The organism is Streptomyces fungicidicus, from assembly GCF_003665435.1.
In the GTDB taxonomy this organism is placed as follows: Bacteria; Actinomycetota; Actinomycetes; order Streptomycetales; family Streptomycetaceae; genus Streptomyces; species Streptomyces fungicidicus.
In genome coordinates this window covers 163,013-181,450 of sequence record NZ_CP023407.1, presented here as the reverse complement: position 1 = coordinate 181,450, position 18,438 = coordinate 163,013, and the positions used below count along the sequence as shown (strand labels likewise).

General features: G+C 69.0%; 20 protein-coding genes and 5 pseudogenes. 14 read left to right on the top strand and 11 right to left on the bottom strand.

Going from position 1 to position 18,438, the window contains the following annotated elements:
* Window positions 1-4: 4 nt before the first annotated feature.
* Both CNQ36_RS00610 and CNQ36_RS00605 read left to right on the top strand, forming a co-directional pair.
* Complete coding sequence (locus CNQ36_RS00610; RefSeq protein ID WP_121544473.1) at window positions 5-988, top strand: 2-hydroxyacid dehydrogenase; 984 nt, start codon at window positions 5-7, stop codon at window positions 986-988.
* Window positions 989-1,021: 33 nt separating this feature from the next.
* Window positions 1,022-1,945 (top strand): annotated as a pseudogene (locus CNQ36_RS00605) (5-dehydro-4-deoxyglucarate dehydratase); the annotation flags it as partial.
* Window positions 1,946-2,088: 143 nt separating this feature from the next.
* Here CNQ36_RS00605 and CNQ36_RS00600 read toward each other — a convergent pair.
* Both CNQ36_RS00600 and CNQ36_RS35775 read right to left on the bottom strand, forming a co-directional pair.
* A complete protein-coding gene (locus CNQ36_RS00600) occupies window positions 2,089-3,012 on the bottom strand; it encodes a MerR family transcriptional regulator (RefSeq protein WP_121544471.1) in 924 nt (307 codons plus the stop codon).
* A 184-nt stretch (window positions 3,013-3,196) separates the two neighbouring features.
* On the bottom strand, window positions 3,197-3,994 hold the full coding sequence (locus tag CNQ36_RS35775; protein WP_121544470.1) for a DUF427 domain-containing protein: 798 nt from the start codon (window positions 3,992-3,994) through the stop codon (window positions 3,197-3,199).
* A gap of 362 nt (window positions 3,995-4,356) precedes the next feature.
* Between CNQ36_RS35775 and CNQ36_RS00590 the strand changes: the two genes are divergently transcribed.
* From CNQ36_RS00590 to CNQ36_RS00575, 4 genes and pseudogenes are all read left to right on the top strand, one after another.
* Complete coding sequence (locus CNQ36_RS00590) at window positions 4,357-5,346, top strand: aldo/keto reductase (protein WP_121544469.1); 990 nt, start codon at window positions 4,357-4,359, stop codon at window positions 5,344-5,346.
* A gap of 93 nt (window positions 5,347-5,439) precedes the next feature.
* A complete protein-coding gene (locus CNQ36_RS00585; RefSeq protein ID WP_121544468.1) occupies window positions 5,440-6,324 on the top strand; it encodes a DUF1963 domain-containing protein in 885 nt (294 codons plus the stop codon).
* 182 nt (window positions 6,325-6,506) lie between these two features.
* Window positions 6,507-6,611 (top strand): annotated as a pseudogene (locus CNQ36_RS00580) (helix-turn-helix domain-containing protein); the annotation flags it as partial.
* 74 nt (window positions 6,612-6,685) lie between these two features.
* Window positions 6,686-7,942, top strand: a complete 1,257-nt coding sequence (locus CNQ36_RS00575; protein WP_228312879.1) for a serine hydrolase domain-containing protein — start codon at window positions 6,686-6,688, stop codon at window positions 7,940-7,942.
* A gap of 125 nt (window positions 7,943-8,067) precedes the next feature.
* Here CNQ36_RS00575 and CNQ36_RS00565 read toward each other — a convergent pair.
* Together CNQ36_RS00565 and CNQ36_RS00560 are read right to left on the bottom strand one after the other, a co-directional pair.
* Window positions 8,068-8,287: pseudogene (locus CNQ36_RS00565) on the bottom strand (IS1380 family transposase); the annotation flags it as partial.
* Between the two features lie 2 nt (window positions 8,288-8,289).
* A pseudogene (locus tag CNQ36_RS00560) lies at window positions 8,290-8,609 on the bottom strand (transposase); the annotation flags it as partial.
* Between the two features lie 352 nt (window positions 8,610-8,961).
* On the opposite strand from CNQ36_RS00560, the gene CNQ36_RS00550 reads away from it, so the two are divergent.
* Window positions 8,962-9,522, top strand: coding sequence for a GNAT family N-acetyltransferase (locus tag CNQ36_RS00550; RefSeq protein ID WP_121544466.1), 561 nt, complete (start codon window positions 8,962-8,964; stop codon window positions 9,520-9,522).
* A gap of 351 nt (window positions 9,523-9,873) precedes the next feature.
* Here CNQ36_RS00550 and CNQ36_RS34540 read toward each other — a convergent pair whose 3' ends face one another.
* A complete protein-coding gene (locus CNQ36_RS34540; protein ID WP_163013164.1) occupies window positions 9,874-10,047 on the bottom strand; it encodes a hypothetical protein in 174 nt (57 codons plus the stop codon).
* A gap of 102 nt (window positions 10,048-10,149) precedes the next feature.
* Between CNQ36_RS34540 and CNQ36_RS00540 the strand changes: the two genes are divergently transcribed.
* Genes CNQ36_RS00540 through CNQ36_RS00530 form a run of 3 tightly spaced genes read left to right on the top strand, consistent with a single transcriptional unit; the run spans window position 10,150 to window position 11,233 of the window.
* The gene (locus CNQ36_RS00540; protein WP_121544465.1) at window positions 10,150-10,443 is read left to right on the top strand and encodes an ArsR/SmtB family transcription factor; all 294 of its coding nucleotides are present in this window, start codon (window positions 10,150-10,152) and stop codon (window positions 10,441-10,443) included.
* On the top strand, window positions 10,440-10,832 hold the full coding sequence (locus tag CNQ36_RS00535; RefSeq protein ID WP_004936762.1) for a VOC family protein: 393 nt from the start codon (window positions 10,440-10,442) through the stop codon (window positions 10,830-10,832). Before CNQ36_RS00540 ends, CNQ36_RS00535 begins: the two co-directional genes overlap by 4 nt.
* Before the next feature lie 11 nt (window positions 10,833-10,843).
* The gene (locus tag CNQ36_RS00530) at window positions 10,844-11,233 is read left to right on the top strand and encodes a VOC family protein (protein ID WP_004936765.1); all 390 of its coding nucleotides are present in this window, start codon (window positions 10,844-10,846) and stop codon (window positions 11,231-11,233) included.
* 676 nt (window positions 11,234-11,909) lie between these two features.
* On the opposite strand, the gene CNQ36_RS00525 is transcribed toward CNQ36_RS00530, so the two are convergent.
* The 3 genes from CNQ36_RS00525 to CNQ36_RS00515 are packed head-to-tail and all read right to left on the bottom strand — an operon-like array spanning window position 11,910 to window position 12,945.
* On the bottom strand, window positions 11,910-12,194 hold the full coding sequence (locus tag CNQ36_RS00525; protein ID WP_121544464.1) for an MGMT family protein: 285 nt from the start codon (window positions 12,192-12,194) through the stop codon (window positions 11,910-11,912).
* Window positions 12,191-12,730, bottom strand: a complete 540-nt coding sequence (locus tag CNQ36_RS00520; RefSeq protein WP_121544463.1) for a DUF488 domain-containing protein — start codon at window positions 12,728-12,730, stop codon at window positions 12,191-12,193. The genes CNQ36_RS00525 and CNQ36_RS00520 overlap by 4 nt, the downstream gene beginning before the upstream one ends.
* A gap of 5 nt (window positions 12,731-12,735) precedes the next feature.
* Complete coding sequence (locus tag CNQ36_RS00515; protein WP_004936778.1) at window positions 12,736-12,945, bottom strand: hypervirulence associated TUDOR domain-containing protein; 210 nt, start codon at window positions 12,943-12,945, stop codon at window positions 12,736-12,738.
* 223 nt (window positions 12,946-13,168) lie between these two features.
* On the opposite strand from CNQ36_RS00515, the gene CNQ36_RS00510 reads away from it, so the two are divergent.
* The 3 genes from CNQ36_RS00510 (at window position 13,169) to CNQ36_RS00500 (ending at window position 14,366) form a co-directional block, all read left to right on the top strand.
* On the top strand, window positions 13,169-13,501 hold the full coding sequence (locus tag CNQ36_RS00510; RefSeq protein WP_390340846.1) for a hypothetical protein: 333 nt from the start codon (window positions 13,169-13,171) through the stop codon (window positions 13,499-13,501).
* Between the two features lie 309 nt (window positions 13,502-13,810).
* Window positions 13,811-14,002, top strand: coding sequence for a hypothetical protein (locus tag CNQ36_RS00505; protein WP_121544462.1), 192 nt, complete (start codon window positions 13,811-13,813; stop codon window positions 14,000-14,002).
* A 70-nt stretch (window positions 14,003-14,072) separates the two neighbouring features.
* Window positions 14,073-14,366, top strand: a complete 294-nt coding sequence (locus CNQ36_RS00500) for a hypothetical protein (RefSeq protein ID WP_121544461.1) — start codon at window positions 14,073-14,075, stop codon at window positions 14,364-14,366.
* Window positions 14,367-14,512: 146 nt separating this feature from the next.
* On the opposite strand, the gene CNQ36_RS00495 is transcribed toward CNQ36_RS00500, so the two are convergent.
* Together CNQ36_RS00495 and CNQ36_RS00490 are read right to left on the bottom strand one after the other, a co-directional pair.
* Window positions 14,513-15,562, bottom strand: coding sequence for a DUF732 domain-containing protein (locus CNQ36_RS00495; protein ID WP_163013163.1), 1,050 nt, complete (start codon window positions 15,560-15,562; stop codon window positions 14,513-14,515).
* Window positions 15,563-15,736: 174 nt separating this feature from the next.
* Complete coding sequence (locus tag CNQ36_RS00490; protein WP_121544459.1) at window positions 15,737-16,669, bottom strand: DMT family transporter; 933 nt, start codon at window positions 16,667-16,669, stop codon at window positions 15,737-15,739.
* A gap of 69 nt (window positions 16,670-16,738) precedes the next feature.
* Here CNQ36_RS00490 and CNQ36_RS00485 point away from each other — a divergent pair, with 69 nt between their 5' ends.
* Window positions 16,739-17,347: a TetR/AcrR family transcriptional regulator gene (locus CNQ36_RS00485; protein WP_121544458.1), complete on the top strand. Its 609-nt coding sequence runs from the start codon at window positions 16,739-16,741 to the stop codon at window positions 17,345-17,347.
* An 11-nt stretch (window positions 17,348-17,358) separates the two neighbouring features.
* Here the strand turns inward: CNQ36_RS00485 and CNQ36_RS00480 are convergent.
* Window positions 17,359-18,384: pseudogene (locus CNQ36_RS00480) on the bottom strand (lanthionine synthetase C family protein); the annotation flags it as partial.
* Window positions 18,385-18,438 lie beyond the last annotated feature (54 nt).

Here is an 18,438-nt window from a genome sequence, read left to right as displayed (position 1 = left end):
GCCGATGCGCATCATGCTCGACCACCGCATCCTGAGCCGCTTCCACGACCGGCTCAAGGCGTCCACACAGGGCGGGCACGACTGGCTCGAAGCCTTCGACCTGGACGCCCCACGGTTCTCCGAGGCCGTCGTCGGCATCGACGTCTACGTCGGCTCGAAGCTGAGTCCCGAGGACGCCCGGCGCGCGCGGCGGCTGCGGCTCGTCCACGTCGTCGGCGCCGGCTACGACGGCATCCCGCTGGACGCGCTCCACCCGGGAGTCACCGTCGCCACCACCCACCACCACGGCCGCTCCATCGCCGAGCACGTGCTGATGTCCGTCCTGATGCTCTCCCGCGACGTCCTGGGCGCCGACCGCGCGCTGCGCGCCGGGCGGTGGAGCAACGTGGCGGTCGATCCCGCACTGCCCTTCGGGACCACACTGCACGGCCGCCGGGTCGGCATCATCGGCTTCGGCGAGACCGGCACCGAGGTCGCCCGGCTGTGCCAGGCGGTCGGCCTCCGGGTCCGCGCCGTACGACGTGACCCCTCGGCACCGTTCCCTGCGGACCTGCGGCCCGACTGGGTCGGCGGCGACGACCGGCTGCCGGAACTCCTCGCCGACTCCGACGTCGTGGTGGTCACCGTCCCGCTGAGCCCCGCCACCCGCGGACTGATCGGCCCCGCCGAACTGAAGGCCATGGGCCCCGAGGCCCTGCTGGTCAACGTGGCGCGCGGGCCGGTGGTCCAGGAGGAGGCGCTCTACGAGGCGCTCGGCTCCGGCACCATCGCGGGCGCCGCGCTGGACGTGTGGTGGTCGGGTCCGCCCGACGCACCGAGCCGGCTGCCCTTCCAGGACCTGCCGAACGTACTCATGACCCCGCACCACTCGGGCCACACGGCCGACACCTTCGCCGCTCGCGCGACCGAGATCGCCGAGAACATCGACCGGCTGGAGCGGGGGGACGCGCTCACCAACGTCGTCCGCGCTCCGTCGCCCGGCCGTTGACACCGGCCGGCACTCCCGTCCCACACCCAGAGTAGGAAAACACCCATGCTCGAAGGCGTTCTGTTCTTCCCCGTCACCCCGTTCACCGAGACCGGTGACGTCGACCTCGACGCCCTGCGCCGGCACATCGCGGCCAGGGTCGACGCCGGACCGGGCGGAGTCTTCGTCGCCTGCGGCACCGGCGAGTTCCACGCCCTGGACCACGAGGAGTACACCGCGGTCGTCCGCACCGCCGTCGAGGCGGTGGCAGGCCGCGTCCCGGTGTACGCCGGCACCGGCGGCGCGGTCGGCCAGGCTCGCCTGCTCGCACGGGCGGCCGACCGGGCCGGTGCGGACGGTCTGCTGCTCATGCCTCCCTACCTGGTCGAGGCCCCGGGCGACGGGCTCGTCGCCTACACCCGCGAAGTGGCCGGCGAGACCGCCCTGCCGCTGATCGTCTACAACCGGGCCAACGCCCGCTTCGACGAACGCTCGGCGGCGGCGGTCGCCGGGCTGCCCACCGTCGTGGGCTTCAAGGACGGCACCGGTGACCTCGACCTCCTCGCGCGGATCGTCCCCGCCGTGCGGGAGGCGCTCGACGGGACCGGCAAGGAGTTTCAGTTCTTCAACGGCATGCCCACGGCCGAGGCCAGCCAGCCCGCGTACCGGGCGCTCGGTGTGAAGCTGTACTCGTCGGCCGCCTTCGCCTTCGCACCCGACGTCTCCCTCGCCTTCCACCGTGCGGTCGAGGAGGGCGACCAGAAGCGGATCGACGAGCTGCAGCGCGTCTTCTTCCACCCGCTGGTCCGGCTGCGCAAGCGGGTCCCGGGGTACGCGGTGGCGCTGGTGAAGGCCGGGGTCACCCTGGAGGGCCTCGCGGCCGGACCGGTCCGCCCGCCGCTGACCCCCCTCACCACGCCCGAGACCGAGGAGCTCGCGGCCATCATCGCCGAGGCACGCGCCGTACTCGCCGCCTGAACGCGCGTGAGGGGGCCCCGTATACCCGGAGCCCCCTCTCGGCCTCACTCAACCGGTCGCCGGCAGGCCCAGGAGTACGTCGGGTGTACTTGAGGACCGCCGGCAGCAGCCCGATGACGCGCTCCCGCCGTTCGCCGATGACCCTAGGCCGTGTCTTGGGTAGCGGGTGAGTCCTGGGCGGACGGTTCTTGCGCCAGTTCCATACAGCGCAGGCGGGCCGGGGAGAAGTTGTAGGGCATCTTGCCGGTGGCTTCGAACACGCTCATGGAGTCAGCCTCCCGCCTGCCGGAGCCGAGGTCGGCCTCGCCCTCGCCGTCATCGGCGGCGGCAGGGTGCAAAGTGTCCCAGGCGTCGAAGAGGGCATCGTCGTCCATGCCCAGGCCGGACTCCTCGATGACGGCCTGCAGGGCGCTTTCGAAGGCGCGCCGCTCGACGGCCACTTCAGCCACCCGTGGATCATCGACGGCGACACTGTCATCCAGCGCCTCCTCGGCGTCATCGATGCGGTCGGAATCCTCCCGCAGAGTGGGATGCGTGGCCAGGACGACGAAGCGGGTGGCTTGGACGGCCGCCCCGAGCGGGCCGAAGATCCGCTCAGTGACGAGCAGACTGTCCAGGTCCGCCTGACGCAGGGAGCCCTCGGGCAGGCTCTTGAGGCGTTCGGTGACGAAGTCGGAGAGCAGGCCCATCCGGCTGCCTTCGGTGCGCATCCGCTGCACGGCGGTCCGTTGCCGCCGCAATTCCGCCTCCTGCTCGGCGAGGGTTTCCTCCAACCGCTCCAGGATGCCCGCGATACCGTCTTCGCTGTCCGCACCGGCGGAAGCCGTGCCGGTGGTGAAGGCGTCACGGATGTCGTCCAGGGCGATCCCGGCGTCGGCCATCTTGCGAATCCACAGCAGGCGGATCATGTCCTCGTACCCGTAGCGGCGGCGGTCATCGCCGCCGCGCTCGGGCTCGGGGAGCAGGCCGATCTCGTGGTAATGGCGAATCGCCCGTGGCGTGGTCCCGGCGAAGGCCGCCGCGTCACCGATTCTGACCTGGCGGGGTGGAATGAAGGACGAACGCATGAGCAGGGACCTTTCCTCAAGGCATCAGGACGTGAGTCCACCGGACCACATGCCGCTACGGCACGTGCAACCCCATGCACACCGGTCCGCGCCACGCCACGAAATGCGCCCTTCCTCCGTAGGTACCGCAGGACTGGGTGCCCGAGAAGATCGACCTGTCCGAGCGGGACTCACCGTCGCCGCCTCACCACAGTTGGGTGCCCGGGGCGCCCTTGAACGGCCCACGCACCTCGGCGGTGATCCAGCCGCCGTAGAAGTCCCCCTTCTGCGCCGTGACCTCCTCCCCGTCGACCGTGCAGCGATCCATGAGGCTCGGGTAGAAGGCGAAGAAGTCGGCGAGGGGTGCGTAGCCGGGCTCAGGACGGGGATAGCTCCAAGCGGCGCGAGCGCGCACGTCGTTTTCCACGATGACGTCCCAGTACCGGGCCGACCCCTTCCATTCGCACCAGGTCCGGCCCGCGACCGCCGGGAGGACGAACTCCGTACGGACGTCCTGCGGAGGGACGTAGAACACGGGGGGATGGCTTGTCTCCAGGACCCTGACGGCCCTGCGGGTCTCGGCCACCACCTGTCCGGCGCACTCCACCCGCACGTCGCGGTCGTCCTCCCGTATGACGGGCGGCCGTGGGTAGTCCCAGACCGACTCCGGCGTCCGCGGGGTGAAGCGCGGCAGGGGCTCTTCCAGCGGGTCCAGATACACCTCGTCCTCGTAGCACCAGGCCCATTCCCGGTCGCTCGCGAGGGTGCGTGCCACCGGGTGTGCGCTGGAGTCGAAGTGGGCCGTGGCGTGAGCGCCGCGAGAGCTGTCGCTGCAGCCCACGTGGCCGCAGGTCAGGCACAGCAGCAGGTCGGTCGGCGCGCGTTCGTGCGGCGCGCAGGACGCGCACGTCTCACCCAGCGGGGGTGGGTCCGCCGTCCAGGTGTGGGAGCAATCTTTCCCCGAGGGCCGTCCGCCGTCGGGCCGGGGTGTCCATCTCGTCATCGGTGATCACCGGCCTGTCCATTCGACATCGCGCTTCTCGGCAGCACTGCACCTCGGCCCACGCCCGTGTCGGTCACGTGCTCTCCTCTGCGGTCCTTGCTCTCCCCACTGTTTCGCCCCGACTCCGCACAGCAGATGCGGGCCACCGGACACTCCGTCCCGAGCGGCGAGCCGGGTCTTCCTCAGCTATCACTTGCGATGGAGTGCGCTCGAAGTCATAGCGTCGAGGACGCAACGGCGTACGAGGCCGTCTCAGTGCCCACCCCTGGGGATGCCGGGTGGTGCCATCTGTGCCTGGATGGACGGGAGACTTCGTGCCGCCCGAAAGACGATCAAGCGTGCAGGGAAGGCTGGGACACGACATGCAGAAGCGTGGTCTGCGGGAATTGCAGGTATCGGCCATCGGCCTGGGGTGCATGGGCATGTCCGCCTTCTACGGGACCGCCGACGAGGAGGAGGGCATCGCGACGATCCGGCACGCCCTCGACCTCGGGGTGAACTTCCTCGACACCGCGCAGATGTACGGCCCGCTCACCAACGAATCCCTCGTCGGCAAGGCGATCCGGGGGCACCGCGACGAGTATGTGATCGCGACGAAGTTCAACTACCGGATGGACGACGCCGTACCGGGCGACATCAACACGGTCGGCCCGCAGGACGGCTCGGCCGAACACGTCCGCAGCTCCGTCCACGGCTCCCTGAAGCGTCTGGGAACCGACCACATCGACCTGTACTACCAGCACCGGATCGACCCGAACGTGCCCATCGAGGAGACGGTGGGCGCGCTGGGCGAACTGGTCACCGAGGGCAAGGTGCGCTACATCGGTCTGAGCGAGGCGAGCGGCCGGACCATCCGTCGTGCGCACGCCGTGCACCCGCTCACGGCTGTGCAGAGCGAGTACTCGCTGTGGTCGCGGGACGTAGAGGCCGAGGTGCTGCCCGCCTGCCGGGAACTGGGCATCGGCTTCGTACCGTACTCGCCCCTCGGTCGCGGCTTCCTCGCCGGGCGGTTCACCTCGCCGGACGACCTGGACGCCGACGACTGGCGCCGCCAGAACCCGCGCTTCCAGGACGCCAATCTGGAGGCGAATCTGCGCTTGGCGGCGAAGGTGCAGGAGATCGCCGCCGAGAAGGACGTGACGCCAGCTCAGTTGGCCATCGCATGGGTACTGGCGCAGGGCGACGATCTGGTCCCGATCCCCGGCACCAAGCGTCGTACCTACCTGGAGCAGAACGCCGCCGCCGTCGACGTCGACCTGACGAAGGACGACGTGGCCCGCATCGACGCGGAGCTGCCCGAGGCGGCCGGTGAGCGGTACGACGAGGCAGGCATGCGGTCCGTCAACCGGTAGGCGGAGGGGGGTGCACTCACCCGAGTCCTACAGCCCGTGCCCACCAATACCCTTATGACACAGCCGGGTTGGAGAGGGTCTATCTTCTCGGGCATGGATCACGAGGGAAAGTTTCTTCGGGCAGCGCTTGAGTTGGGCATCCCGGGCGACGAGATCAGCAGATTCAGTCAGCACCTTCGTGTGTCGATCGGGTTGTCCGTGGGCGATGGTTCTCCGGTCGGGCAGTTCGGTGGGTCGCCCCGGCTGCCCGTGGGCATGAAGTGGCCGTCCGCCGGGGACGTTCCGTTGCCCTTGCTCCTTTCCGTCGATTGTGGGGCGCTGCCGAGAGTTGACGGCTTCGACCTGCCGAAGGACGGGACGCTGCTCTTCTTCGTGAACCAGGAGATGGACCATGGGGATGGTTCCGGGAAGTACGCGCGAGTCGTGTATGTACCGGACGGCACCGAAACCGCGGTCGCGGAAGCCCCCAGCTCCCAGTGTGTCCGCGAGCGGCTCGACGTCACCGCCGAGCTCAGAGCCGAACTGCCCCTTTGGCTTCAGGAGGGCGACGAGGACTGGCACGAGTTCTGGGAGGATCTCGACTGGGAGGACATGTCGCCCTTCCAGCAGCAGTTGGTCCGGTACATGGAGCGTGACCTGCCGCACCTGGACGAACTTCGGGCTCTGGCCGACGACCTCTGGCCGTCCGGTGCCGGCGTTGTCATCGGCGGGTATGCCGATGATGAGGTGATCAACAGCATTGCTGAGCAGACCCTCGCGGGACGCGAGAAGGCAGGCACGATCCCAGCTGTCCCGATCGCGAAATGGCATTCCTACCTGGAGAAGGAAAAGCATCGGCTGACCAGCGAATGGATTTCGCTCGCCAGTGAATCCCGGGTCTACGAGGAGTACTGCACGAGTTTCGTGATCCGCCACGACGACTTGGCCGCCGCTCGGGTGGACAAGGCGCTGGCCGTGACCCATTTCGAGGCCCCGTGACCAGGATCGACGCACCGCTACCACTGGGAGCAAGCTGACGAAGGCTGTTCGCACAGGCTGCCCAAACGTCCGCACCAATGCCCACGACCGGGTCGGTGAGGCTCTTACCGAGACTCTTAGAAAGCCCCGGCGTTCACCTCACAGACCTTGCGCATGATCTCTTCGCAGCGCGTCAGCATGGCGTGCAGCTCCGCTACAACCACCGGGCCTACCCCAACGCTTCCCAGCGCCGCGCGCTGGCGCAGGCGTTCGGGTGCGCCCGCGTGGTGTGGAACGACTGCCGTAGGGGGGGCCAGCACCACCCCCGTCCGGGCAGCCAGCTGGATGGTCCGCGGCGCCGGCCCTCCGTAGCGTTCCGACCATGGAGATCACGAAGAGTGCGCGGTGGGGCCGGTCCGGACGGTGGCGTGCGGGGCTGGCCGTGGCCGGGGCCGCCGCAATCGGGACCGCATCGCTTCTCGGGCCGGGTACCACGGCCGAGGCCATGGGCACCGGCGGCGGGGACGCGCGGTCGCGGCTGCAGCGGGACGCGGACGTGGTACGGGACACGGGAGCCACCGGGCTGACGGTGCTCGCCCGGGACGCGGCCGGGCGCGAGACGCAGGCCCGGTCCGGCACCGCGAGCCTGAAGGACGGGGGCAGGGTGCCCTTCGACGCCTACTACCGCATCGGCAGCGACACCAAGACCTTCACGGCCGTGGCCGCGCTCCAGCTCGTCGGCGAGGGCACGCTGAGCCTGGACGACACCGTCGAGCAGTGGCTGCCCGGGGTGGTCGCCGGCAACGGCAACGACGGCAGCCGCATCACCCTGCGCAACCTGCTCCAGCACACCAGCGGCCTGGCCAATTACACGGACATCGCCTTCGAGGACCCGGCGGAGCTGACGCCCGAGCGCTTCCATGCACAGCGGTTCCGCTCGCAGACCCCCGAGGAACAGGTCGCCGTGGCGATGGAGCGGGCCCCCGGCTGGCTGCCGGACGCGGACGATCCGGGCGCCGAGACGCAGTGGGCGTACTCCAACACCAACTACGTGCTGCTCGGGATGGTCATCGAGAAGGCCACTGGCAACCTCTGGGCGCAGGAGGTGCACGACCGGATCATCGAGCCGCTGGGGCTGCGCCGCACGCTGATACCGGACACCTCGCCGTACGTGCCGATGCCGACGGCCGCCGGGTACACGCAGTTCCCCGGCCGGGACGACCTCACCGACACCACGCTGGCTGTGGGCGGCGGCGCGGACGGCGGCATCATCAGCACCACCCGCGACATGAACACCTTCCTGCGCGCCCTGCTGGGCGGCCGGCTGCTGCCGCCGGAGCAGCTGGAGCAGATGCGCACCACCGTCCCGGCGCCCGGCTACGCCACCGACGGCAGAACCCGCTACGGGCTCGGCCTCGCCTGGCGCCCGGCCGAGGGCTGCGGGGGCGGGATCTGGTACCACGGCGGCACGTCCTTCGGTACCGCCTCCGAGACCGCCGTCACGCCCGACGGCCGGGTGTCGGCCGCGGCTGCTGTCTTCACCACGCGCTTCGGTGACGAGAAGCGATTCCTCGAGCAGGCGGAGGCCGCGGTCCGCCTGCTGGACCGGGCGGTGTGCGGCGACCGGAAGCGCGGTTGACCAGGGGCGCACACCCGCAGAAGACACCGCTTGATTTCTTCGATAGGAGTCGCGTAGTCGGGAGCGTGGGCCCACAACAGGTCCACTCGATCGGTTCTCAGACGTCGCAGGCTCGCCTCCAGCGATTCGCGTACTGCCGCGCGGAGGGCGGTCAGGGCCCGTCTTCCGCCGGAGGCAGAGGGTGTCGACGAGCCGGGAGACGATCGGGTCGGAGGCGACCGGCCCGAACACGGCCGGCTCGGCCCGCAGCATCGCGACATCGGCCAGGCAGTCCCTGCCCAGCGCCACCGCGAGCGCCACATCCAGCAGCACCTTGCCCGGATCGTGCACCGCCCGAGTCTTTCGGGGAAGGCGTGGGCGAGCATTGCGAGGGTGACCCAGCGGTGCCAGGACGTCCACCGTCTGACCTGGTGTTCGTCCAGTCCGGCCAGGCCCTTGCCGGACTGGAAGGTCTCCTCGACCGTCCATCTGCGCCCGGCGACCTGCACCAGGGTGGACAGCGGAACCCGAGTAGCTGAGTAGCAACGGCAGAAGGCGAGTTCGCCGGTGCGCCGGTTGCGGCGGACGAGCAGCTGGTGGTGTCGACCAGTGCCCAGTCGTAGAAGCGGTGGCCCTTCGCTCCGGCGCCGGCGGAGAACTTCTGCCAGGCCAGCTTTGGCAGCCTCCTACACCCTCGACGTGATCGACGAGCGTGCCCAGCGCTTTGACGCTCTCGGCATGTGCGACGAGCCCGGTTTCCTCGGTGAGTTCGCGGATCACCGCGCCTTCGAAGGATTCCCCGACCTCCACGCTGCCGCCGGGCGAAGCAGGCGGATTCGCGAATGCTGTGGCCGCTCAGTCGCGGGAACCTGCGCGTTGGTGGGCGACAAGGCGATCTGCACGGACGGCTTCAGGGACGTGGCATGGAGCCGTTGCTGCTGGATGCGATGGCCGACGCCGTCGGGGTCTGGTGCCCAGCGTCCCGACCGTCCGGATAAACGGATGGCCGGGGGCGAGAGTGACGCGGCAGGATGCTCCGCATGACCTTGCCCACCCCCGAGCTGCACACCGCCCGCCTGCGACTGCGGCCGTTCACCGACGCCGACGCCCCGCCGCTTTACGCGCTGCACAGCAGCGCCAACGTGCTGCGTTACTGGGACTCCCCGCCGTGGACCGAACCGGTCCGCGCCCAGCGGTTCATCGCGACCTGCCGGACGATTGAGGGGGAAGGCACGGGAGCGCGGGTGGCCGTCGACCGCGTCTCCGACGGCGCGTTTATCGGTTGGTGCGGCCTGACCAGCTGGAACCCGGACTTCCGCAGCGCCTCCCTGGGCTACGTCTTCGACGCCGCCGCGTGGGGCCATGGCTACGCCACGGAGACCGCGCACGCCGTCCTGCGGTGGGCGTTCGACACCCTGGACCTGAACCGCGTCCAGGCCGAGACCGACACCCGCAACGTGGCGTCCGCCCGGGTCCTTCAGAAGCTCGGCTTCGTCCGCGAAGGCACCCTCCGCGAGGACTGCGTCGTCAACGGCGACGTCTCCGACTCCTGGGTCTTCGGCCTGCTCCGCCGCGAGTGGCACCCGACGGCCGGCCGTTAGGACCGAGCCCCCTGGTCGAAGACGCTTTCGGCACTCAGGAACAGCACGACGCCCTCGGCAGGGTCGAGGCCCGTATGCACGGGTACTGCCTCAAACCATCGGCGTCGGAGCAATGCTGCTCGGCGAACAGGGCATCCTGCTGAGCCGGCACCGCCGCGGCGCCTTCGAACTGCCCGGCGGCAGCGTGGAAGCCGGGGAATCACGTCTGGCGCTCGGGTGCTGCGGGGTCGGCTGGAGAGTGGCCGAGCATCTTCCACGCCTACTTGAACACGGCGCCGGGGAGCATGCCGCTGACGGCTCCCAGAGCGAGACCGCCCCGGCTGGTAGGCGATCTTCGAGGCTCCCATCCGCTCACCCCATTCCTGCGGCGGTAGGCCAGCCACGGGGTGCCTTGTCCTGCAGCATCTGGGTGGCCTGGGCGGCCTTGGCGCGGGCCTGCCCGGCGGCGGATGGGGCCTTGTCCTTCACCGGGCCGGGAATCTTGTCCTGCACCTGGGCGGCGGCCTGGGCGGCCTTGGCCTTCAACTCCTCGGCTTTGGTGGCCCACGTTCCTCAAGTCCATGATCCTCCGCGACGGATGACCGCTCAGCCTTGATAGGCAAGTAGATACTTGCCTATCGTGGAGGTGTGCCCGATGATGTGTTCAAGGCGCTGTCTGATCCGACCCGTCGCGCGATCCTCGACGAGCTGACGTGGCGGAACGGTCAGACCCTCTTCGAAATCTGCACGCGGCTGTCCGGCAAGCATGGGCTGGGATTGTCACGCCAGGCAATCAGCCAGCACCTCGCCGTACTGGAAGCCGCGGGACTGCTGACGACGCGGCGTGAGGGCCGCTACAAGTTCCACGACCTCGATGCCCAACCGCTCGAGCAGATCGTCTCGCGCTGGCTCAAGCCGCACCAACCGGAGACTGGACCATGAGGATTTACGTCGCCCAGGTATTCGTCGACGACCAGAGCAAGGCTGAGGCCTTCTACACCGACGTGCTCGGCTTCGTGAAAAAGAACGACATCCCCCTCGGCGGCGGCGCCCGCTGGCTGACGGTCGTCTCGCCCGAGAACCCCGAGGGCGCCGAGTTGCTGCTGGAGCCGTCCGGCCACCCCGCTGTCCCGCCGTACAAGGAGGCGCTGGTCGAGGACGGTATCCCGGCCACCTCCTTCGAGGTCAAGAACGTCCACGAGGAGACCACCCGGCTGAAGGAGAAGGGCGTGGTCTTCACACAGGAGCCGATGAACGCGGGCCCGGTCACCATGGCCGTCTTCGACGACACCTGCGGCAACCTGGTCCAGATCATCCACCACAACAGCTAAGGCGTCCGCTCATGCAAAAGATCAACGCCTTCCTTATGTTCGAAGGACAGGCCGAGGAGGCGATGAACTTCTACGTTGCCACCTTCAACGGCGCGGTCGATAGCGTCACCCGCTATGGGCCGGAAGGACCGGGTCCGGAGGGATCCGTGCTGCAGGCGACATTCACTCTCGGCGGCCAGCAGTACATGTGCATCGACAGCCACGTGAAGCACGGGTTCACGTTCACCCCTTCGCTCTCACTGTTCGTCACGTGCGACGACGAGGCGGAGCTGGACCGCCTGTTCACGACACTCGGTGAAGGCGGCGGAGTGCTGATGCCGCTGAGTAACTACGGCTTCAGTACCAAGTTCGGCTGGGTGAACGACCGCTACGGCGTCTCCTGGCAGCTGAACCTGCCGTGACACGGGCCGCCCGGCTCCGAGTCGCAGACGAGCCCACCCTACGGCGAAGGGGCATGGCGAAATCCTCGCGCCATGCCCCTTCGTTAACTTGGACCGCACCCCGGTCAACTCTGGCGCTGCGGAGTAGGTGTGACGTCCGTCCGGGAGATCCTCCTGGAGCCAGGTGACGCATTCCGCGGTGGCCTCAGTGGAGTTGGGACGATGTCACCGGGCGGCCCTTCACAACCGTGTGGATTCGTGCGGTCGTTACTGTCGCTGACGGGAACAGTGGGGCAGGCATCGATCACGAACGGGGATCTTGACCCACAGGCCGCGAAGAACGCGCAGGCCGTGGCCGAGGGCAGTGCCGCGGACCACCGCGTCGTAGTGTCCACCCTCATCGACGCCGACCCGCGCCGCTGCATGTAGTCCGTCCCGGGCGACGACGGCACTGTCGTGTCGGCGAACGTGAAGGCCGGCCTCTCGTCAGAGCGGCCGGCCGTCGAAGGAACCGCCTGAGCCTGGCTTGAACGTCGAGCCGAGGTCGTACTGCGCGATCCCGAAACGATGCCATCCGCCGCCGTCATGGGAGCGCGTGAGAATGCTCGACTGGCTGCGGACGTGTGTGAAGGCGGCCGCGCCTCAGAGTCTGCTGGTGGTCGCCTGACCACCAGCTGCCTGCAGAGCGCTGGTGGGCTCAGTGCCCCCAGTGGTGGCGAGCACGGGACATGTCCACTCGCGTCCCGCGCATCGGCGTTCCCTCGGCCCGCAGAAGGACCGGCGCCCGCCCACCGTGGCAGAAGGGCGGTGTCCCGTCCGCGTACACGACACGCCACCAGGGCACGCCCTCGTCGAGCAGACTCATGGCCCGCCCCGCCTGGCGCGCACCGACACCGGCCCGCCGGCCGACGTCACCGTAGGAGGCCACGGCACCCGCGGGAATCGAGCACACCGCTTCCCGGACGTCGTCGACGAAGGTCACGGGACCTCCAGGTCGGGCGGCGGGTAGGTGAGGTGGCCACCGCGAACCCGTGCGTGCTCGTTCAGGACCGCGGGTTTCGCGGCCGTCCGCGACATGATGTGCACGACCTCCACCCCGGCGACCAGCAGCGCGTCGGTGATCAGCCGACGGTGGCACCGCCACGGTACGGCCTCGCTGCACATGATCGCGGGCCGCTCATGCTGCGCCAGTCGGATCAGCTCGTGCAGGCCCTCCGCGAACGCGTCGCTCGCCATGTAGTCGGCGTAGTCGCGGAACGCTTTTACCCGCCAGGCCTCGTTTTCACTGGGGACCCCTTTGGGGGTGTGCCGCCGGCCGCCGAGCTGCGCAATCCAGCGGTATTCGATGTTGGACGGCAGGTTCTGCACGATGGCGGACTGGTTCCACTGGGGATGTTTCCTCGACGAGGGGTAGGAACGCACATCGACCAGGCAGGTGATGTCATGGCTGCGTAGCATCTCCAGTACCTCGTCGAATTCACGCGTCGAATGGCCGATTGTATGGACGCGGCTGGCCATTGGGTCTACGCCTTCTTCAGTGCCCCACCCTTGTGTATGGCGATGTGGCCGGTTTTGTCGCTCTTTATCTCGTATTGTGGGTCGTCCGGCGAGCAGTGGCGCGTATAGCCCTTGAATTCCACATCGTGGGTGTGCTTCTTGATGATGACGCCTTCGACGTGTCCGGCCTCGGAGTTCCAGCGCACGTGGTCTCCCACGGCAAAGCCGTCCGTCATTTGAGGTCTCTCCGTTCCGTTTCTCGGCCGATGAGATGCGTGGGATGCGGCATCTCCACTCTGATACGCCTTCCAGATTCTCACGCGGGCAGGGCGGCGGCTATCCGGTGAACCGTTCGGCTGCCGAGCAGTGGGGGAGACGCTCCGATGGCACGGCATGTACTGCTCACACTCACGCGGGGTGGGTCACGGCTCTGTGCCGAGGCGGGCTGGAGCGGAGAGAATGGTCCGCGTGGAAGCACATCAGCCACCGCAGCGAACCCCTGACGGGCACTTCGTCGTCATCGGGGGAAGGAAGTGGCGGGCAACCGATCCGTTGATCCCTGAGGAGGTCGCCGCTCGCCTTCGGCGTCACCTCATGTCGGCTCGTCGCGGGGTGCGCTCCGCGACGACTGCGGGCGACGCGCAGGCCGAGCGGGCAGCGCGTGCACGCGTGGACCAGGCGAAGGTCGCGCTGGGCGAACGGGGCACCCCCTGGTGGGACCAGCCCGAGGACGAGCGCCGGCGACGCTGGGAACAGGGGCTTGCGCGCCTCGACGCGGAGGCGCAGAGCTGAGGCCGTAAGAAGTCAATCTTCCGAGCCCCTCGGGCGGCGGCCCGCGCGTTCTTAAGCCAAATCCCTACCCGGTATCGACGACCCGGACGGGCCGTTCGGCGCCCGCTGTTACCTCCTGCACGCCGGACGACAGCTTCCTCGCACCACCACCCGGCCGACCGGCAGCCGCAACATCCGCACCGCGAGACCGAACTTCACACCCGGACCCCATCTCCCTCAGGAAAGGGAAGCAGGCGCGGAGGGAATCAGCACCGGCACCGGGGGGTACCTGCACGCCCTTCACTGTCCATCCATGCAGGAGAGAGCGCCATGACCCACAGGACCGGAAACGACGAGGGCAACCGATTCTGCAAGGCGTGCGGCACGCCGGCCGAAGACGGAACGCTGTGCCGCCACTGCGGCGCAACTCTGGAGCTCCCCGACCGTGCGGGACTGGTCGATGACCAAGGCGCCGCAGTGCGCCGCGACTTCGAGGGCCGCACCCGCAGCAAGGACGAGTAAAGGGCGGTCGCAGGACGGACCTGACCATCTTGGGCCGTTGAACGGCGTTCGCGGGGGTACACGGGCCGGCATGGCATCCAAGACCGATCGCGTCATGTCCTTGCGGGCCGTGCGGCAGCTGCGCCGGGTCCGCGCCTTCTACACCGCAGGTGCCCTGCTGTGGGCGGTGCTGACCGCCTGGACCGCCTGGCAACAGCCCGGGAGCCGGCAGATGTGGGTGTCCGCTCTCCTCCTGGCCGTCTTCAGCGGCCTCCTGCTCACAGCCTCCCTGTGGCTGCAGCGCCTCCGGACCGCAGGCTCGCGGCGTCCCGCGCACCATGCCGCATCACGCGGGGCCACTGGACCGCGGCAGGCGGCGGCCTGACCTGCCGCCGGTGAGAGCCGCACCGCCCGCCGGTCCGGCTCTCACCGGGCTCCTGGGCCACTTTGCCCAGCGGGTCGCGGCGGCGTGCGGTCTCCCTGGATGCGTGACCGGTCGTGCCTGTACGTGGCTGGCACGTTCGGCCGCGCCTATTCCTCTGCGGTGACGCCGGGGCCGGGCCGGTATCCGCATCCGAGGAACACGAACTCCTTCGGGGCGACGCGGACTTCGGTGCGGTTCCAGTGGTAGACACCGTCCTGCTCACCTTCGTAGGCGAAGGACTCGCCCGCTTCGATGGTGAAGTACTGATCCTCTCCCGTCTCGCCGAAGAAGTCCCACTCCGGCACCCACTCGGAGGCGAGTTCCATTCCGGGCGCCCGCCCGTCGACGAACCAACGCTGCTGGAGCTGGACGCGTACGTCGTACGAAGAGGTGTTGCGGACCTTCACCGCGTACGTGGCGGAGGTGGGGTCGTCATCGGCGTCCGGCTGCTCGATCGTGGCGGTCGCCTTCAGGGTGGAGACGCCGGGGCAGTCCTCGTTCTGTTCGGTCGCCACCGGCTCGCTGTACACGTCGTCGGTCACTGCGGCGATCTGATCGGGGCAGTAGAAGGTGACCGCCTCGACGAGGAAGGCGGCCTGGTCGATCGGGTCGGTGAGCGGCAGGCCTACGGCGTCAGGGACATCGGTCATCTCCGCCCCGCCGGTGAACTCGCTGCAGACAGCTTTCGCGTCCCTGATAGCGGCTTTGCGGAAATCCGAGATGTCATATCCGCCGTCGGAGAACGACATGGCTTCGTACTCCGTGGCGCCGGGCCACGCGGTGAACTGGCCGACGTCACCGACGAACGCCACGTCGCGTGCGGCTGCGGAGCTGAAGTCGGGAACGGCTATGGAGGGCGGCCCGGAGTCAGGGTCCTGCGAACTCTCCTCGGCCCGGGGCTCGGTGGACGTGCCGCTCTTCGCGCTGTCCGACGGTGGCGCGGGTGCGGCACCGGACCGTGCCGACACCGGCTCAGTGTCGCCGGCCACGAGGACGGTGACGGCGGTGACAAGCGCGAGGCCCGCCGCCACGAGGACCGCCACGGTGCGCCGCCGCCTGAACGCCTCATGCCTGGCCTCGGTGTTCTTCTCCAACGAGAATTCCGTGCGCGCGGCAGGAGTTGGCTGGTCCGCCGGTCCCGATTCCCTGTCAGTCATCTCCTGCGTCCCTCTGTTCGAGCACGGCCACCACGTGCGGCTACGACAACCGAAGATGATCACTCTACGGCGTCCCTGCAAGTTCTACACATAACCATTACGGAACGGTGAGGCGCCCCTGTTGCGCCTGACAGCACCCGCCCGCCTGTCGTCACCGGTCACTGCGCAGAGGTGTCAGGCGCCGTACTTGGCCGGCCTGGCGGCCTCGCCCGTGTCCGTGTCCCGTGTGCGCACCCTGGTGGATGAGGTGTCACCGCGATGGACGATGACGACTGCTGCGAGGCCGACGGCCAGGCCGAAAGCGGTGTGCGGACCGAATGTCTCGCCGAACGCGAGGGCTCCCCAGACCGCGGTGACCGGGGCCATGAGGAACATGAGCGTGTTGACCTTGGTCACTCCGGAGCGCCTCAGGATGAGCCAGTACAGCCCGTATCCGCCAAAGGTCGACAAGGCTACGAGCCAGGCGATCGCGGCCCAGAACGAGAGCTCGGCGGGCGGCTCCGCGGCTCCGGCGCTCACGGCAAGGGCCGTGAAGATGACGGCACTGGTGGCGCAGTGGACGGTCAGCGACACCGCGGGCTCGACCCGTACGCGGGAGCGGCTTTCGAGGAACGTGGCCGCTACCAGCGAGAACATGCCGAGGAAAGGGATGAGATAGGCCCACCAGGCCGCACCGGTGCCGGCCGCGGCATCGGCCATGGTGACGATGGCGACGCCGCTCACTCCCAGGCACAGGCCGAGCCACTGCTTGCGCGAGATGTGTTGACGCAACAACGGTCCGGCAAGTGCCCCGGCGACGAGGGGCTGGACGCCGTCGATCAGGGCTGTGGTGCCGCTGGAGACCCCGAGTTGGATCGCACAGTAGACGGTGAGCAGGTAGCCGCTCTGTGACAGCGTGCCGATCATGGCCTGCCGGGCCACATCCCGCGGTGCGAGGTCCCGCCACGCCGTTCTGGAGACGGAGGCAATGACGACCAGGGCGACGGCCAGCGGCAGGAACCGCCACATCAGGATCGTGACCGCGGACGCACTGCCCGCGCCGAGCTTGGCTCCTATGAACCCGGAACTCCAGCAGATCACGAAGGCGATCGAGAGCAGGATGTTCACGCCTCAACCTCCACTAGACAGATCGGTATACTCCTCGACTCACTATACAGATCGGTATACTGTTGAGGTATGGGCACTACCGAGAGGCCGCGACGGATCGCGATGACGCCTGCCGCACGCCGCGTCCTGGAGGCCGCCGCGGGGCTGTTCTACGAACGCGGCATCCATGCCGTCGGGGTGGACCTGATCGCCGCCGAGGCCGGGGTGACGAAGAAGACCCTCTACGACCGGTTCGGTTCCAAGGAGCAGATCGTCGTGGAGTACCTCGCGGATCGTGATGAACGCTGGCGGGCCTTCCTCGCCCAGTGCATCGACACCGCTCAGGCGACACCGGAGGCGCGCGTCCTGGCCGTCTTCGACGCCTCACGCGCGTGGTCGGCGAAGAACAGTTCCAAGGGGTGCGGCATGGTCAACGCCCACGCCGAGATCAGCGATCCGTCCCACCCGGCCCACCGGATCATCACCGGGCAGAAGCAGTGGATGCTCACCCTCTTCACCGACCTCGCCGGGGACATCACCCCGGACGGGGTCGGCGCCCTGGGCCAGGCACTCATGCTGCTTCACGAGGGAGCGCTCGTCGCCCACGGCCTGAACATCTTCGCGGACCCCTTCGGCCATGCCCGGGAACAGGCGCAGGCTCTCCTTGCCGCCACAGGGGACTCCCCGGCGAAGCGGTGAGGCGGGGCAGGTCAGGCCAGCAGCAGTGGCATGTCCCAGTCGGCCGGTGTGCCGTCCACCGCGTAGGAGTCCAGGGCGAGCGCGGCGCCGGCGGCGCCGTCGAGGTAGCCGGAGACATCGGAGCCGAACGGCACCTTCGTCATGGTGAACCGCAGTCCGAAGGGCAGTGACGGGTCGAAGGCGGAGACGAGTTCGGCGGCGATGTCGTCCCGCAGCTCGGCCAGCCGGACGTCCTGCCACTCCTCGTTGAGCCGGCCGAGCTGGTGCAGGGCCCCGGCCCAGCCGTGGCACAGCGCATGGTCGTCGATGCCCCAGGCCGACCGGGGAAGGACGAGCAGCCGGTCCACGGAGGCGCGGGCGAGGTCCGAGAACTCCGCCCGGCCGAGAGCCCGTCCGGCCAGTTGCAGGGCGCGGGAAACCCCGGGAGTCCCGTAGCACCAGGCCGGCCACTTGGCGCTCCCGTCGTAGGCGGCAGGCCCCCGTTTCCACTGGCCGAAGGAGAGGTAGCCGGGCCAGAACAGGCCGTACCGGTCGGCCACCGCCCAGGTCCGCAACAGGTCGGCCGTCGCCTCCATGGCCTCCTGCTGCCCCGGCACCCGGATGCCCTGCTTCCACGCCAGGGCCATCAGGGCGAGCGGCCCGGCGACGCCGTGTGACAGGCCCAGGTTGAGGTGGCCGCCGGGGAACGCCGACTCGGAGCCGATCCTGGGCGCGTCCAGGGCCCACCAGCGCGGCACTGCCGCGCCCTGGTGCTCCACGGTGCCGAGCGACAGGCGCACCAGGTAGTCGAGCACCGCCGTCAGCGGCTCCTCGCAGCTCTCCGCCCGGGCCAGCAGGTAACGGCCCACTCCGGCCAGGCCACGGACCACCTCGTAGCGCCCGATGGTCGGCAGCGGCCGCTCTTCGACGGGGGGCAGGACAGTCCGCACGAGCTCGCGCTGGTAGGCGTCGAAACGCTGGAGCGCGGAGAGGTAGCCGCCGGTGGTGCGGTGAGCGAGCAGCACGGCGAACGCCAGGGCCCCAGGCCCCTTGAGGGGTCGGCCGCTGCCGGGTCGCGGAGGGCGTCAAGAAGGACGTTGAGAGGGTTCGCG